Source organism: Herbiconiux ginsengi (assembly GCF_900107435.1).
Lineage (GTDB): Bacteria > Actinomycetota > Actinomycetes > Actinomycetales > Microbacteriaceae > Herbiconiux > Herbiconiux ginsengi.
In genome coordinates this window covers 1,075,966-1,091,620 of sequence record NZ_FNPZ01000001.1, presented here as the reverse complement: position 1 = coordinate 1,091,620, position 15,655 = coordinate 1,075,966, and the positions used below count along the sequence as shown (strand labels likewise).

13 protein-coding genes are annotated in these 15,655 nt (G+C 70.3%); 6 read left to right on the top strand and 7 right to left on the bottom strand.

Annotated elements, in window-relative coordinates:
• Nucleotides 1-116: 116 nt before the first annotated feature.
• From BLW00_RS05230 to BLW00_RS05220, 3 genes are all read right to left on the bottom strand, one after another.
• Nucleotides 117-1,253, bottom strand: coding sequence for a Gfo/Idh/MocA family protein (locus BLW00_RS05230; RefSeq protein ID WP_092550132.1), 1,137 nt, complete (start codon nt 1,251-1,253; stop codon nt 117-119).
• Nucleotides 1,250-2,053 (bottom strand): ThuA domain-containing protein, encoded by an 804-nt coding sequence (locus BLW00_RS05225; protein ID WP_092550129.1) that lies wholly within the window; start codon nt 2,051-2,053, stop codon nt 1,250-1,252. The genes BLW00_RS05230 and BLW00_RS05225 overlap by 4 nt, the downstream gene beginning before the upstream one ends.
• A 75-nt stretch (nt 2,054-2,128) precedes the next feature.
• Entirely contained in the window at nt 2,129-3,730 is a 1,602-nt protein-coding gene (locus tag BLW00_RS05220; protein WP_092550126.1) for a phytoene desaturase family protein, read from the bottom strand.
• A 43-nt stretch (nt 3,731-3,773) separates the two neighbouring features.
• Between BLW00_RS05220 and BLW00_RS05215 the strand changes: the two genes are divergently transcribed.
• Entirely contained in the window at nt 3,774-7,292 is a 3,519-nt protein-coding gene (locus tag BLW00_RS05215) for a bifunctional proline dehydrogenase/L-glutamate gamma-semialdehyde dehydrogenase (RefSeq protein WP_092550123.1), read from the top strand.
• Nucleotides 7,293-7,314: 22 nt separating this feature from the next.
• Here BLW00_RS05215 and BLW00_RS05210 read toward each other — a convergent pair whose 3' ends face one another.
• Together BLW00_RS05210 and BLW00_RS05205 are read right to left on the bottom strand one after the other, a co-directional pair.
• The gene (locus BLW00_RS05210) at nt 7,315-7,707 is read right to left on the bottom strand and encodes a GntR family transcriptional regulator (protein ID WP_245741278.1); all 393 of its coding nucleotides are present in this window, start codon (nt 7,705-7,707) and stop codon (nt 7,315-7,317) included.
• A 4-nt stretch (nt 7,708-7,711) separates the two neighbouring features.
• Entirely contained in the window at nt 7,712-8,140 is a 429-nt protein-coding gene (locus BLW00_RS05205; protein WP_092550120.1) for an Lrp/AsnC family transcriptional regulator, read from the bottom strand.
• Nucleotides 8,141-8,341: 201 nt separating this feature from the next.
• Between BLW00_RS05205 and ddaH the strand changes: the two genes are divergently transcribed.
• From ddaH to BLW00_RS24200, 3 genes are all read left to right on the top strand, one after another.
• Nucleotides 8,342-9,232: a dimethylargininase gene (gene ddaH / locus BLW00_RS05200; protein ID WP_175494145.1), complete on the top strand. Its 891-nt coding sequence runs from the start codon at nt 8,342-8,344 to the stop codon at nt 9,230-9,232.
• Nucleotides 9,229-10,521 (top strand): ornithine--oxo-acid transaminase, encoded by a 1,293-nt coding sequence (gene rocD / locus BLW00_RS05195; protein WP_092550118.1) that lies wholly within the window; start codon nt 9,229-9,231, stop codon nt 10,519-10,521. Before ddaH ends, rocD begins: the two co-directional genes overlap by 4 nt.
• A gap of 205 nt (nt 10,522-10,726) precedes the next feature.
• Nucleotides 10,727-12,832 carry a sigma-70 family RNA polymerase sigma factor gene (locus BLW00_RS24200; RefSeq protein ID WP_217634296.1) on the top strand — a complete coding sequence of 702 codons (2,106 nt, stop codon included), beginning with the start codon at nt 10,727-10,729 and terminating at the stop codon, nt 12,830-12,832.
• Nucleotides 12,833-12,848: 16 nt separating this feature from the next.
• Here the strand turns inward: BLW00_RS24200 and BLW00_RS05185 are convergent, their stop codons facing one another.
• Nucleotides 12,849-13,610 (bottom strand): hypothetical protein, encoded by a 762-nt coding sequence (locus BLW00_RS05185; RefSeq protein WP_139256633.1) that lies wholly within the window; start codon nt 13,608-13,610, stop codon nt 12,849-12,851.
• A gap of 48 nt (nt 13,611-13,658) precedes the next feature.
• Nucleotides 13,659-14,249: an ATP-dependent Clp protease proteolytic subunit gene (locus tag BLW00_RS05180; protein WP_092550109.1), complete on the bottom strand. Its 591-nt coding sequence runs from the start codon at nt 14,247-14,249 to the stop codon at nt 13,659-13,661.
• 207 nt (nt 14,250-14,456) lie between these two features.
• Here BLW00_RS05180 and BLW00_RS05175 point away from each other — a divergent pair, with 207 nt between their 5' ends.
• Both BLW00_RS05175 and BLW00_RS05170 read left to right on the top strand, forming a co-directional pair.
• Nucleotides 14,457-14,831 (top strand): helix-turn-helix domain-containing protein, encoded by a 375-nt coding sequence (locus BLW00_RS05175; RefSeq protein WP_092550107.1) that lies wholly within the window; start codon nt 14,457-14,459, stop codon nt 14,829-14,831.
• Nucleotides 14,832-14,958: 127 nt separating this feature from the next.
• Entirely contained in the window at nt 14,959-15,636 is a 678-nt protein-coding gene (locus BLW00_RS05170; protein WP_092550104.1) for a GntR family transcriptional regulator, read from the top strand.
• The last annotated feature ends 19 nt before the right edge of the window (nt 15,637-15,655 follow it).

The following is a 15,655-nucleotide window of genomic DNA, read 5'->3' as shown; positions in this document are numbered from 1 at the left end:
ATTTCTTCCAGTGCGGCCTTGATGGTCCGCGCTCGCCGGCCGAGCGTCTGCAGCTCGGGTGCCGCGTCACAGCGCGCCCTTCCGCCAGCAGCGAGCGGGCGTGCGGCAGGCTGCCGTCAGGTGCTCGTGAGCGGGGCCGGGCCGCCGGCCGACAGGGCGTCGCGCACCGAGGTCCAGGAGCGGAGCACCGCCGCCGCACCGGCATCCTTCTCGGCGGCGATGGCCTCGCGGTGCGCCGCGGTGAGGATCTCGTCGATCTCCACCTGCGCGCCCCGCTCCGACGCGATCACCGCCGCCTCCACCATCACCAGGCTCATGATGTTCTCGTGCACCTCGCCGAACGGCGCCGTGCCGGTACGCAGGGCCAGCACGAAGTCGGCGAGCGATCCGGCGATCGAGTCGCCAGGCGGCACCGGAGCGACGGAGGAACCCGAGGTCACCGACGACACCGGCTCATCGTCGCCGTTCCACAGCACGGTCCCCGCTTCACCGCTCACCCGCCACTCCCCGTTCCACGAGGTCTGCAACCCGGGGCTGGCCCAGCTCGCGTTGTAGAGGAACCGCGATCCGTCGCTCATCCGGAAGTCGACCGCGGCCGCCGCATCGCCTGCGAACGGGCTCCACACCGGGTTGAACTCGTCGCAGGTGACCGACACGGGCTCGACACCGAGCAGGAACCGCGCGCCGTCGAAGGGATGGATGGCCATGTCCAGCAGCAGCGGATGCGCCATCTCCTCGCGGAAGCCGCCGAAGCGCGGGTCGCGGTAGAAGCCCACGTCGACGAGGCCGACCCGCCCGATCGACCCCACCAGGTGCCGCAATGAGAAGAGGCCGGCGTTGTAACGCCGCGACTGGCTCACCACGAACAGCTCGCCCGTCGCCTCGGCCGCCGCCGCGAGCGACAGCGCCTCGGCCACCGTCGCCGCGGCCGGCTTCTCGCCGAGCACAGGCAGGCCCGCGTTCAGCGCCTTCATCGTCACCGCGTGGTGCGCTGCGGGGATCGTCACGTCGATGAGCGCATCGGCGCCCAGCGCGAGCGCGAGGTCGACGCCATCCGTCCCCGTCGCCACCCCGGCCAGACCCACCTCGGCGAGCGAGGACCGGGCCGCGTCTTCGGAGAGATCGGCCACGCCGACGAGCTCCACATCGGGGTTCTCGTGAGCCGTGCGCATCCACTCCCGCCCCATCGCCCCGGCGCCGACGATGACGACCGTGAGAGACCCGTGGTGCGAGACGGTCCGGAACGCGGTCATTCCGGGGTCCTTCCCGAGCCTCGGGCTTTCACCGACTGCTCCGACTCGGTCTCGAACCACCCCGAGTCGAAGCGGGCGAGAGACGGATGCTCCCGCTCGCGATCACCGGGAGACGCCCAGGCGACCGCGTTGGCCAACACCCGCCGCACATCTTCGTGGAAGTACACCGGGTAGTCCTGGTCGCCGGGGCTGAAGTAGAAGATGCGGCCGAGGCCGCGGGTGAAGGTCACGCCGCTGCGGAACACCTCGCCACCCGAGAACGAGCTGATGAACACGACCTCGTCGGGCACCGGGATGTCGAAGAACTCGCCGTACATCTCCTGCTCGGGGATGACGATCGGGCTCGGCACGCCCTGAGCGATCGGATGCGACGGGGCGACCGTCCACACCAGCTCGCGGTCAGCCTCGTTGCGCCACTTCAGGGTGCATGAGGTGCCCATGAGGGTGCGGAAGATCTTCGACCAGTGCCCGGAGTGCAGCACCAGCAGCCCGAGACCGCTGAGCACGTGCGACTGCACTCGCGCCACCACCTCGTCGGACACCTCGCCGTGCGCCTTGTGCCCCCACCAGAGCAGCACGTCGGTGGCGGCGAGCACCTCCTCGCTCAGCCCGTGGTCGGGCCCGTCGTCGAGCAGCGCGATGCGCACCTCGAGCGGCCCTTCGAACTGCTCGCGCAGACCGGCGGCGATGGCGCCGGCCATGCCGTCGGGATACAGCCGCTGCACCTTCTCGTCGATCTGTTCGTGGCGGCCTTCCATCCAGACCACCACTCGGGTCGGTCGGGCAGCGGTGTCGGTCATTCTGTGTCCAGCTTCTTCCGGTTGACGGGAAATGGGTGAGACGGGGACCTCGCCGAGAAGACCTCACCGACGGTCCTAACGATCGAGGTCGTCTTCGAGCACGGCCATCGCGGCGCTGTGGCCGCCGAGGCCCGAGACGGCGCCACCGCGCCGCGAACCCGATCCGCAGAGCAGGATACGCGGATGCCGGGTCGCGACACCCCAGCGCTCGGCGGCGGTGGTCAGTGGCGCGTCGTCGTCGACGAACGGCCAGCTCAGTGGGCCGTGGAAGATGTTGCCGCCCGGCATGCCGAGGGTGCGCTCGAGATCGGCCGTCGTCTTGGTCTCGATGCACGGGCGGCCGTGCGCGTCCGTCAGCAGCAGGGGTTCGATCGGCTCGGCGAGCACGCTGTTCAACGAGTCGAGCACGGCTCGCTGGAGGGTGTCGGCAGTGGCACCGAGGCGGTGCGGGGTGTGCAGGCCGAAGACGGTGAGGGTCTGCGCACCCCGCTCCTGGAGCTCGGGCGACAGGATGCTCGGATCGGTCAGCGAATGGCAGTAGATCTCGGCCGGCAGCGGGCTCGGGAGCTCGCCGTTCTCCGCCGATCGCACGCCGCCCTCGAGCTGGCTGAACAGTTCGTTGATGTGGAAGGTGCCGCCGAAGGCCGCCTCGGCAGCGACGTCGGGATCGCGGAGGCGCGGGAGGCGTGAAAGCAGGAGGTTGACTTTCACCTGGGCGCCCTCAGGAGCGGATGTCGCGCTCGCCGCGTTCGTGTCCGGATCGTTTCCGCCCGCTGCAAGCAGACTCTCCAGCACCGCCGGTGCCACGTTCGCCAGCACCCGGCTGCCGGTGACGCGCCTCGGCCCTTCGTCTTCGCGGGGGCCGGCTCCGCGCATCCGATAGTCCACCGAGCCTTCCGGGGTGAGTGACACGACCTCGGCACCCGTTCGGAACTCCACACCCGCCTCCCGCGCGGCCCGCACGAGTTCGCCGGTGACGGCTCCCATGCCCCCGACCGGCACGTCCCAGTCGCCGGTGCCGCCGCCGATCACGTGGTAGACGAAGCAGATGTTCTGCGCCAGTCCGGGGTCGTGAACGGAGGCGAACGTGCCGATCAGCGCATCCGTCGCCACCACTCCGCGCACCACGTCGCTCCGGAACCGCTGCTCGATCAGCTCGCCGATGGGCCGCTCGATCAGCGCCTCCCAGAGCGCATCGTCGCCGAGCAGACGACGGGCCTCGCTGCGGGTGAGGAGCGGTTCGGTCATCGTGGGCCAGAGCGCGCCGGCCAGCCGGCCGAGGTCGACGGCGAGCCCCTCGTACGCGTCGGCGTCGGCACCCGCGCCGATCGCGTCGAAGGACGCGCGGGTCGCCTCCTCGTCGTCGGTGTCGATGAGGAGACCCTGATCGCTGCCCGGGACCGGGGTATAGGAGGAATAGCGGCGTCGCCGCAGCCGGATGTCGAGTCCGAGCTCGTCGATCACGGAGCGGGGGAAGAGACTGACCAGGTACGAGTATCGCGACAGCCGCGCATCCATGCCGTCGAAGGCATATGACGAGACGGCGGCGCCGCCGAGCTCATCGAGCCGCTCCAGGACGCAGACCCGTCGCCCGGAGAGGGCGAGGTAGCACGCGGCCACCAGACCGTTGTGTCCTCCACCGACGACCACGACGTCGAACTCATCCACAGCCTGCACGCCTTGAGCGTAACCTGCAGGTCGACGTCCTATCCTCTAAGACATGGCTGAGCAGAACGACACAGAGCCCAAGCCCGCTTCGCTCGACCTGGCTCACGAGGCCGTCGAGCTGGCGCGGCGCTGGCTCGACGAGAGCAAGGGTTCTCTCGTCGATCCCTCGGCCGCGCGCCTGGCGGGGGTGCTGAAAGATCCGAACGGGCTGGCTTTCACGGTCGGTTTCGTCGACGGAGTGGCCCGGCCCGAAGACCTCTTCGTGGCCGGCAAGAACCTGCAGAAGCTGGCCAAACGCGTGCCGCGCTTCCTGCCCTGGTTCCTCCGGGCTGCCATCGCCGCCGGCGGTGTGCTCGGCGAGGTGCTGCCCGGGGTCGTGGTGCCGATCGCACGTCGTGTGCTGCGCCGCATGGTGGGGCACCTGATCGTCGACGCCCGGCCGTCGAAGTTCGGGCCGGCGGTGCAGGCACTGCGTTCCGACACCGTTCGGCTGAACATCAACCTCCTCGGTGAGGCCGTGCTGGGAGACCGCGAGGCGGCCAACCGACTGGAGGGCACGAAGGCGCTGTTGCAGCGGCCCGATGTCGACTACGTGTCGGTGAAGGTCTCGTCGGTGGCGAGCGAGCTCTCGATGTGGGCCTTCGACCAGACGGTCGAGCGGGTGGCCGAGGGTCTCATCCCGCTCTACCGTATCGCCGCGCGCAAGGGCCTGCTCGGGCCTGAGACGGTGGCCGCGGGAGCCGCCGACGCCGCGGGCGCCGCCCGGCGCAAGTTCGTGAACCTCGACATGGAGGAGTACCGCGACCTCGACCTCACGATCGCGGTCTTCCAGCGCGTGCTCGACGAGCCGGAGTTCCTCGACTTCGAGGCCGGGATCGTGCTGCAGGCCTACCTGCCCGACGCGCTCTCCGCCTTCCAGCGCCTGCACACGTGGGCGGCCGAACGCCGTGCGCGCGGTGGTGCGCCGATCAAGGTGCGGGTGGTGAAGGGCGCCAACCTCGCCATGGAGCACGTCGATTCGGCCCTGCACGGGTGGCCGCTCGCCACCTACGGCACGAAGCAGGACACCGACACGAACTACAAGCGGGTGCTCGAGTGGGCGCTCCGCCCCGAGAACGTCGATGCCGTGCGGATCGGCGTCGCGGGCCACAACCTGTTCGACGTGGCGTGGGCCTGGCTGCTGGCGAATCGGCGCGGCGTCGCCGACGCGGTCGACGTCGAGATGCTGCTCGGCATGGCGACCGCGCAGGCGGATGCGGTGCGCAAGACCGTGGGCCACCTCCTGCTCTACACACCCGTGGTCGCGCCGGCGGAGTTCGACGTGGCGATCGGCTACCTCGTGCGGCGGCTCGAGGAGAACTCGAGCGACGCCAACTTCATGTCGTCGGTGTTCGATCTGGCGACCGACCCTGCGGCCTTCGCGAAGGAACGCGATCGCTTCCTCGCCTCCCTCGCCGCACTCGAGGCCGTGCCGGCCGAGGTTCCGCTGCCGAACCGCACCCAAGACCGCCTGCACGGCGAGCTCGAACCAGCCGGCGGCCTGTTCCGCAACGCGCCCGACACCGATCCGTCGCTCCTGGCGAACCGGGTCTGGGGCGCACGCATCCTGGCGCGGGTCGAGGGCTCGACGCTCGGTGCCGACACCATCGCGGGGGCGCTCGTGACGGATGCGATCGAGCTCGACACCCTGATCGCGGCCACAGCGTCAGCGGGTGCTGCGTGGGGCGCCCGGAGCGCCGCGGAGCGAGCCGGGTCGATCCGTCGGGCGGGGTATGCGCTCGAGGCCAATCGCGACCGGCTCATCGAGGTCATGGCGTCCGAGACCGGCAAGACGATCGACCAGGCCGATCCCGAGGTCAGCGAAGCGGTCGACTTCGCGCACTACTACGCCACCACGGCCGTCGAACTCGACGCGGTCGACGGTGCGGTCTTCGTGCCGTCGGCGCTCACCGTCGTGGCGCCGCCGTGGAACTTCCCCGTCGCCATCCCGGCCGGCTCGGTGCTCGCGGCGCTCGCCGCGGGCAGCGCGGTGATCATCAAGCCCGCGCCGCAGGCCAAGCGCTCCGCCGCGGTCATGGTCGAGGCGCTCTGGGAGGCGGGCATACCGCGCGACGTACTGCGCCTCGTCGACGTCGATGAGGGCGAACTGGGTCGTCGGCTGATGTCAGACGCCCGGGTCGACCGGCTGATCCTCACCGGCGCCTACGACACGGCCGCTCTCTTCCGGTCGTGGCGGCCCGACCTCCCGCTGCTCGCGGAGACGAGCGGCAAGAACGCGATCGTCGTCACACCCAGCGCCGATCTCGACCTCGCCGTCGCCGACATCGTGAAGAGCGCGTTCGGGCACGCCGGGCAGAAGTGTTCGGCCGCGAGTCTCGTGATCCTGGTGGGGTCGGTCGCGCAGTCGAAGCGGTTCTCGCGGCAGTTGGTCGACGCGGTGCGCTCGCTGCGGGTCGGCTATCCGAGCGATCCGACCGCGCAGATGGGGCCGCTGATCGAGCCGGCGGCGGGAAAGCTCGCCGACGCCCTCACCACTCTCGGCGTCGGAGAGCGGTGGCTCATCGAGCCACGGCAGCTCGACGAGACCGGCCGGCTCTGGTCTCCCGGTGTGCGCGAGGGTGTCTTGCCGGGAACCCCGTTCCATCTCACCGAGTACTTCGGGCCCGTGCTGGGCATCATGAAGGCCCCCAACCTCGAGAAGGCGATCGAGTTGCAGAACGCGGTGCCCTACGGGCTCACGGCGGGGATCCACTCGCTCGACGCGGCCGAGATCCAGCAATGGCTCGCGGAGGTCGAGGCAGGAAACGTCTACGTCAACCGCGGCATCACCGGCGCGATCGTGCGGAGGCAGCCCTTCGGCGGCTGGAAGAAGTCGTCTGTGGGCGCCGGCGCCAAGGCCGGCGGCCCCAACTACCTCGTGCATCTCGGCAGCTGGCGCAACGAGCCGGGAGCGCCGAGCGAGGGGCTGAGTCTGGCCGGGCTGGATGACCGGGTCGCGCAGCTGCTCGACACGGCGACCGCGGGGCTCGAGTGGGAGGACTTCGACATCGCGCGCCGCGGTGCAAAGAGCGATCAGGCGGCCTGGGAGAGCATCTTCGCGCCGAGCGACGAGTCGGGCCTCGGGGTCGAACTGAACGTGCTGCGCTACGTTCCGGTGCCGGTGGTCATCCGGCTGTCGGAGGGCGAGGCGCTGCACCAGCTGGTGCGCCTCCTCGCGGCTGCGACGCTGGCGCGCTCGAGTGTCATCGTGAGCTCGGCCGCCAAGTTGCCGAGGCCACTGCGCGCGTTGCTCAAAGAGCGCGGCGTGCGCGTCGTCATCGAGAACGACGCGACCTGGCTGGCCCGGGCGCCGGAGTACATCGGGGTGGTGCCGCGCATCCGCCTGATCGGTGGCGATGCACGGGCGCTCGCCTTCGCGCTGGGCGGCAGCCCCGATGTGGCGGTGTATGCCGACGAGGTCACGCGGGCGGGCCGGATCGAGTTGCTGCCGTTCCTCAAGGAGCAGGCGATCAGCGTCACGAACCACCGCTTCGGCAACCCCAGCGTGCTCACCGACGACCTCTTCGGGTAACGCCTTCGCGGCGTGCTCGGAGCTACCGGGGCGTCTCCGGTCCAAAGCCCAGGGCCGCGCGGGCGAGGTCGAGTGCCTCCGCGGGATCGACGCCCAGTGCCGTCGCGCGATCGGCGTAGGCGCGGGCGGCGGCTTGCAGTTCGCGATGCGCGGGGGAGCCGGTGGCGGCCACGAAGGAGCCGAGGCGTCCCCGCGTCTCGATGAGCGCATCCGTCTCGAGTTCGCGGTAGGAGCGGGCCACGGTGTTGACGGCGAGTCCGAGCTCGGCGGCGAGGGCGCGCACGGTCGGCAGCCGAACCCCGGCTGTCAGCTCTCCGGAGGCGACGGCGTCGCGGATGCGCGTGCGCACCTGCTCGAACGGCGGAACGCCCGACTCGGGGTCGATCCGCAGCTCGATTCCGAGAGTGCCGGCCACGGCGCTACCGCCGGATCAGGTTCGAGAGCACGATCGCACTGCGGGTGTGATCGACGTTCGGAGCGATCCGCACGCGTTCGAGCGCATCCTCGAGGCTCGGGATGTCGCGCGAGCGGATGTGCACGATGGCGTCGGCGCTGCCCGTGACCGTCCCGGCGTCGACCACTTCTGGCACCCCGGAGAGGATCCGCTTCAGTTCGGCAGGCGCGACCGTTCCGCGGCAGAACAGCTCGACGTAGGCTTCGGTCACGGTGCCGTCGAGGGCGGGGTTCAACTGGATCGTGAACCCCGTGATGATGTCGTCGGCCACGAGGCGATCGATCCGCCGCTTCACCGCCGAAGCCGACAGCCCGATGACCTGCCCGATGTCCCCGTATCCGCTCCTCGAGTTGATCTTGAGAAGGTCGATGATGCGGTGGTCCAAAGCGTCCATGTCGCGATGGTACGCCAGTAACTTGCGTGAGAGCGGAATCTCCGCAAATTTCGCGTGCCGAGCAGCGCGAAACGGCGGATTGCGCGTGCAAGACTGAAACAGGCGTGCCCCGGTCGGGGCCCCAGGACAGCACGCTGGTCCGCCATCCGTACTTCGAACAATCCGCTCGTCACGAGCAGTTCGCTTGTTCAAGGAGACCGTATGTCGACGCCGACCCTCAATTCCGCCACCGCCGATCGTTCCGCCGGCACCGAGGCGGGCGTGAATCCGCCCCGCATCGCGATGCCGCGCCACTACCTGATGTGCCGCCCCGAGCACTTCACGGTGGCGTACCGCATCAACCCGTGGATGGACCCGGCGGTGCCCACCGACACCTCGCTCGCCGTGCGCCAGTGGCAGACCCTCTACGACACCTACCGCGAGCTGGGCCACGAGGTGCAGCTGATCGATCAGATCGACGGCCTGCCCGACATGGTCTACACCGCCAACGGCGGCTTCGTGATCGGCAACGTCGCGTACGGTGCGAAGTTCACCCACCCCCAGCGGCAGCCAGAAGGGCCGGCGTTCATGGACTGGTTCCGGGCGAACGGCTACGACGTCGTCGAACCGCAGAACGTCAATGAGGGCGAGGGCGACTTCCTGCTCGTGGGGTCGCGCATCCTGGCCGGCACCGGCTTCCGCAGCGCCACCGACAGTCACCGCGAGATCGGCGAGTTGTTCGACCGCGAGGTCGTGAGCCTCACCCTGGTGAACCCGAACTTCTACCACCTCGACACCGCGATCTCGGTGCTCGATCCGCTCACCGACGACGCCGGAGCGAACATCGCCTACCTGCCGAGCGCGTTCGACGCCGACAGCCGCGCCACTCTCGAGCGCCTGTACCCGGAGGCCATCATCGTGAGCGAGCAAGACGGCTCGGTGCTCGGCCTCAACTCCATCTCCGACGGCTACAACGTCGTGATCGCCGCTCGCGCGAAGGGCTTCGAGCAGCAGCTCCGCGACCGCGGCTACAACCCCATCGGCGTCGATCTCTCCGAGCTCCTCCTCGGCGGCGGCGGCGTCAAGTGCTGCACGCTGGAGCTCCGCCGATGAGCGGGGTGGCGTCGGCTTCGGCGGCCTCGTTCGAGCCCTCCGCCCGGATACGCCCGCCATCCGGCTCCGCCGCCGCGACCCGCGCGCTGAATCAAGAAGACGAGCACGCCGCCCACAACTACCATCCGCTTCCCGTCGTCGCCGCGACCGGTGAAGGCGCCTGGATCACCGCGGTGGACGGCCGGCGCTACCTCGACTGCCTCGCCGCCTACTCCGCGGTGAACTTCGGGCACTCGCATCCGCGACTGGTCGAGGCGGCCAAGGCCCAGCTCGACCGCATCACCCTCACCAGCCGCGCCTTCCACTCCGATCGACTCGGTCCCTTCGTCGAAGAACTCGCGGCGCTGGCCGGCAAAGACATGGTGCTGCCGATGAACACGGGTGCGGAGGCCGTCGAATCCGGCATCAAGCTCGCACGTGCCTGGGGCTATCGGGTGAAGGGCGTCGAGCACGACCGCGCCACGATCATCGTGGCCGACGGCAACTTCCACGGCCGCACCATCACCATCATCAGCTTCAGCGACGACCCCGTGGCGCGCGACGACTTCGGCCCTTACACGCCGGGCTTCGTGCGCGTTCCCTACGGCGACGCGGATGCATTAGCTCGGGCGATCGCCGAGAACCCGAACACGGTCGCGGTGCTGCTCGAGCCGATCCAGGGCGAGGCCGGCATCATCGTTCCTCCCGCCGACTACCTCCCGCGGGTGCGCGAGATCTGCACCGCCGAGAACGTGCTCTTCATCGCCGACGAGATCCAGTCGGGGCTGGGCCGCACGGGCGCCACCTTCGCCTGCGACCTCGTGGGTGTGGTTCCGGACGTCTACCTGCTCGGCAAGGCCCTCGGCGGCGGCATCGTGCCGGTGTCGGCGGTCGTCGCGAACCGCGACGTGCTCGGGGTGTTCCGGCCCGGCGAGCACGGATCGACCTTCGGCGGCAACCCGCTCGCCGCCGCCGTCGGGCTCGAAGTGGTGCGGATGCTCGCAACCGGCGAATTCCAGGAGCGAGCGGCTCGCCTCGGCGGCCGGCTGCAATCGCGGTTGCGTGACCTGATCGGGCACGGCGTCGTCACCGTACGCGGCGCCGGACTCTGGGCGGGCATCGACGTCGACCCCGATCTCGCAACCGGTCGTGAAGTCTGCGAACTGCTGATGGAACGGGGCGTGCTGGCCAAAGACACGCACGGGTCGACCATCCGGCTGGCTCCGCCGATCGTGGTCGAGCCCGACGATCTCGACTGGGCCGTCGATCAGCTGGCCGAGGTGCTCTACTCGCTGGGCGCGTCACGCTGAAAGCCGAAGCCGCCGCCCGCGGCTGAAGCCGAAGCCGAAGTCGCGTCATGATCGGCGCATCCATGCGTCTCTCTCTGTGAACGCCGGGTGAACGGCAGGAGCAGTGAGGTGAACGGATGCGCGAGGCCGGCGACGAGAGCACGCGACCCTCGTGATGTCGGGAGAGCATGCCTACAATGTCTCGGGGGCGGGGGAAGGGACCGAGATGAAGGATGTCTCGACGGTGTCCGATCGCGCCCTCATCGAGCAGTCGCGCGCGGGCGATCGCGGGGCCTTCGCCGAGCTCTGGCGACGGCACTCCGGCGCGGCGCTGACGGTCGCGCGGTCGTTCACCTCCCTCGATGCCGACGACGTGGTGGCCGAGGCCTTCGCGAAGGTGTTCGCGGCGCTCCGCGGGGGTGGTGGGCCGCTCGGGGCGTTCCGTCCCTACCTGTTCACCACCGTGCGCAACGTCGCGTCGTCATGGGGGCGGGCGCCGCAGCCGGTGCAGATCGACGACCCCGACACCTTCGAAGACCCGAGCACCAGTGAAGACGAGGTGCTCGCCTCGCTCGACCGCTCGACCACGGCGCGGGCCTTCCGGTCGTTGCCGACGCGGTGGCAGGAGGTGCTCTGGTACACCGAGGTCGAGTCGATGAGTCCGCGACACATCTCGGCCCTGCTGGGCATGAAGCCGAACGCCGTCGCCGCGCTCGCCGTGCGGGCGCGGGAGGGATTGCGGCAGGCCTGGATCTCGGCGCATCTGTCGTCGTCGACCACCTCGCCGGAGTGCCGCGCGACCATCGAACGGCTCGCGGCCTACACGCGGGGCTCGCTCGGTGCGCGGGCCTCGGCGCAGGTCGCGGATCATCTCGCAGGCTGCGCGCAGTGCCAGATCGTGGCGGAGGAGGCGAGCAACATCGGTTCGCGCATCGCCCTCGTGCTGCTGCCGCTCGCCGCCGGGCTCACCGGGGCGGGGGCGTACCTCGCGTCGCTGCAGCACGGGGCGGCGGCCGCCACGGCGGCGGGCGTGGGGTTCGGTGCGGGCGGTGGGGGCGTCTTGGGCGGCCATGTGGCGTCTGTCGGGGGTGTGAGCGGCGCGGCGGCCGGTGGCGGCGAGCTCGGAGTGCATGCGGCGTCCACTGCGTTGGGCGGCTTGGGCGGCTCGGGCGGTGGCGGCGCAGGAGGCGCGACGGGCGGTGCCGGCGGCGCGGGCGGCACCGCTGGATCTGCCACGGGCGCGGGCGTTGCCACGGGTGGCGTCGCCAGTGGTGCCGGGCTGGCGACCGCCACCGTGGTCGGCATCGCGGCGGCCGGCGCTCTCGTTCTCGCCGGTGCGGGGATCGCGATGGCGGTCGTCCTCGGACCCACCTGGTCGGGCGGCGGCGACACCGCGCTCGCCGACCCCGCCGCGTCGTCGCAGACGGATGATTCGACCGATTCGAGTCCTGACGCTCCCTCGAACCCCGTGAAGTCGCCTCCTGCGACTCCCCCCTCCGTTCCGCCGGTCGTTCCTCCGGAGAACCCGCCGTCGCCGCCCTCCGCACTCCCGGATGCGCCCGCTCCGGAGGAAAAGCCCGCGCCCGATCTGTCGCCAGGCACCGGCCCGGGATCAATCCCGGACCCAGACACGGGAACCACTCCCGGCACCGATCCGGGTACGGGCCCCGGGACCGGCCCCGGCCCCGGTACCGATCCGGGCCCGGGCACTGGTCCTGGTACGGGCCCCGGTACGGATCCTGGTACGGGCCCGGGTACCGACCCCGGTACGGGCCCTGGTACCGATCCGGGCACGGGCCCGGGCACCGACCCCGGCAGCACCCCGCCCGACGCGCCCGCTGCCGCAGCGGTAGCGACCCCGTCGTCGATCTACCCCGAGGTGAGCGGAACCGCCCGCGCCGGAGCGACCGTCACGGTGGCTCTCGCCGATCCGGCCGGAGGCACCGGCACCTCGACCGAGTGGTCGATCGTCGCCGACGCGAACGGCGACTGGAACATCGCGCTGTCCGGCATCGGGCCCGGAACGACCTCGGTCGTCGTCACCCAGACGATCACCGCCGGCGACACAGCGCTGACCTCCCCGGCGTCGGCGCCCTTCGACGTGACCACACCGACCCCACGGCTCGACGCGACCCCCGACGGGTACGTCGTCACCGGGGTGCCGAACGCGACCTTCCGGCTGAGTTCTCCGGACGTGATCGGTGCTCTGCTCTACGGCTTCGTCGGCGAACAGCAGCTCGATGCCGGCGGCCACTGGTCGCCGAGCGCGACCGAAGCCGCGCTCATCGCGGCCTTCCCACCCACGATGGAATACACCGGCACGGGCGCCTGACACCCGCCGAACGGATTCACGGTCGTGGCGACACGATCCAGTTCTCCACCGCGGCGATCCGTGCCCAGCTCCGAGGGTCGGCGAGGTCGAGCACCTCGGCGAGGTAGCAGATCGTGCGGTCGCCGAGGTCTTCGTAGCAGAAGTCCGTCTCGCCCTCGCCGACCAGGACACCGGCCTGCGGCAGACCGTCGAGCGTCGGCGGCGTCGCCGGCGTCGATACCGAGGGTACCGGGGGCACCGACCCGGGAGGATCGGCCCGCGGCCGGGGCGTCGGTGATGCCGCCATGACGTACAGCGTCTCGACCACTGTGGTGCTGCCGGCCGGAGGGACCTCGGTGCGCGCGTGGATGCCGACCTCCCATTCGCCGGGATGCGACGAGGGAGTCATCCGCAGAAGGGTGACCGGCTTGGTGCCGAGCCGGAAGAGCAGGCCCGGAGTGCCCGGATCCGCCACGTCGTGCTCGAGCCGGTAGCCGTTGTCGCGGGCGAACTGGTCGAGCCGGTAACGCATCCGCTGCCCCCTGGAGGTCGCCCGCCGCACGAGCACCGCGCTGAGCGCGAAGAGCACGGCGATCCCGATCGCGAACCAGGGAGCCAGGTCGACGTTCCAGTCGGTGACGTAGAGCGACAGGAAGACGATCAGAGCACAGGTTCCGAGAAGGCCCAGCACCCGGGGCCACAATCGTCGCCCCGGCGGGCGCGTGCGCCTCCGGTACTCCCCGTATCGCCGTCGGTCGATCGGATCGGTCAGCGCCCTGGTCTGTGCCGCGGTCAGCATCGCACCCCCTTCTGAGAAGCTGAGACTATCTCAGAGGATGCCGGCGATTCAAGCGAGTGACATCGCCTGCCCTCGCAGCCCTTGGGCCGACGTCACGATGTGGTCGACGAAGCCGTACTCGCGCGACTCCTCCGCCGTGAACCAGCGATCGCGGTCGGCGTCCGCCGTGATCTGATCGACCGTGCGGCCGGTCTGGGCGCTGGTGAGCTCGGCCATCCGGTGCTTGAACGCGAGGATCTGCTTCGCCTGCGTCTGGATGTCGGCCGCCGATCCGCCGAACCCGCCGTGCGGCTGGTGCATCACCACACTCGCGTTCGGCAGCGCGTACCGCTTGCCCGGCGTGCCCGACGACAGCAGGAACTGCCCCATCGACGCCGCGAACCCGAGCGCCACGGTGGCGACATCCGCTTGCACGAAGTTCATCGTGTCGTAGATGGCGAACCCCGACGTCACCGATCCGCCGGGGGAGTTGATGTAGAGGTAGATGTCCTTCTCCGGCGCGACGGCGTTCAGCAGCAGGAGCTTCGCACAGATCTCGTTGGCCACGACGTCGGTAACTTCGCTGCCGAGGAAGACGATCCGCTCGTCGAGCAGGCGCTGGTAGAGCTGGGGGTCGCCGGTGGTGGGGGCGTCGGTCATGATGGTCCTTCCGAGTGGGGGCGTGCGGTGGGTGCGGGTTCAGGATGCGCCGGGTCGCGCATCCGTGTCGCCCGGTTCTGCGCTCGGCAGATCTGCCCAGGGCAGATCGCTCTGGGCGGCCGGGCGCGGATTCTGCTGACAGCAGACACCGCCGCCACGCGGGCGAGAACGGATGCGCGGGGAGACCGGGCGACGTACCCTGGCTTCATGCTCCTCCGCCACGCGATCGGCCACGTTCTGCGGCGCATCCGCCTCGAACGCCGGCTCACCCTGCGCGACCTCGCGCGGGATTCGCGGGTGTCGGTGCCCTACCTCTCGGAGATCGAGCGGGGTCGCAAGGAGGTCTCGTCGGAGATCCTCGCGACGGTGTGCCGCGTGCTCGACCTCTCCCTCGCCGACCTGCTCGACGCCGTGAGCCGCGAGCTCGGCGGAGCCGCCACTGCCGAAGCCGACGCCACGCGCGCCGGGATCGGGCTGGCGCCGGTGATCTCGATCGAGTCGCGCACCGAGCTCGGCGCCTCCGGTGGTTCCGATGCGCGCGCGTCCGCCTCCGCGCCCACCGGTGTCCTCCTCGCCGCCTGACGGCCTCGCTCGGCGAATCGCCAGAATCGGTCGGAATACCGACCGTCGTAGCGGCGTGTCTTGGCGATTCGATGCAGGGGGCAGGCATCCGGCAACGCGCACTAGAATCGGATGCTGAGGGCAGGTGATGATGGCCGTTTCCGAGGCGGGGTCCCGCGTCGACGACGCGTACGAGTGGTTGCTCGCGGAGATCACGGGTTTCCGGCTGAGGTCGGGTTCGCCGTTGTCGGAGAACCGACTCGCGAGCCAGCTCGGCATCAGTCGCACCCCCGTGCGCGAAGCGCTGCAGCGCCTCGAGAAGGAGGGGCTGGTCAAGCGCACCGACAACGCGCGCTTCACCGTCTCGCAGCTCACCGCCACCGAGGTGAACGACGCCTGCGACCTGCTCGAGGTGCTCGACACCTACATCTGCCGCAAGGCCGCATCCACCCTCACCGACGACGAGGCGAAGAAGCTCAAGGGCTACGTCGACGACATGTACAAGGCGGCCGCGAACGACGACCGCCAGGGCTGGGCGCTCGCCGACCAGCTCTTCCACCGCTACGCCAACACCCTCTCGGGCAACGTGCTGGTGGCCGAAACCGTGCGCGAGACGCGCCGGCGCATCCAGCGCTTCTGGCTGCGCGCGGCGTCGATGCAGTCACGCCTGCTGTCCTGCGCCGAGGAGTACGACGAGCTCTACCAGGCGATGGTGGCCCGCGACTACGCGGGCATCGAGCCGGCCGTGAAGAAGCACATCGGCCACATGCGCGAGCGGATGCTCGAGATGATCGCGGCCGCCGCCATCCTGCTCGGCGACGACTGACGCCACCGCGCCCTCACGC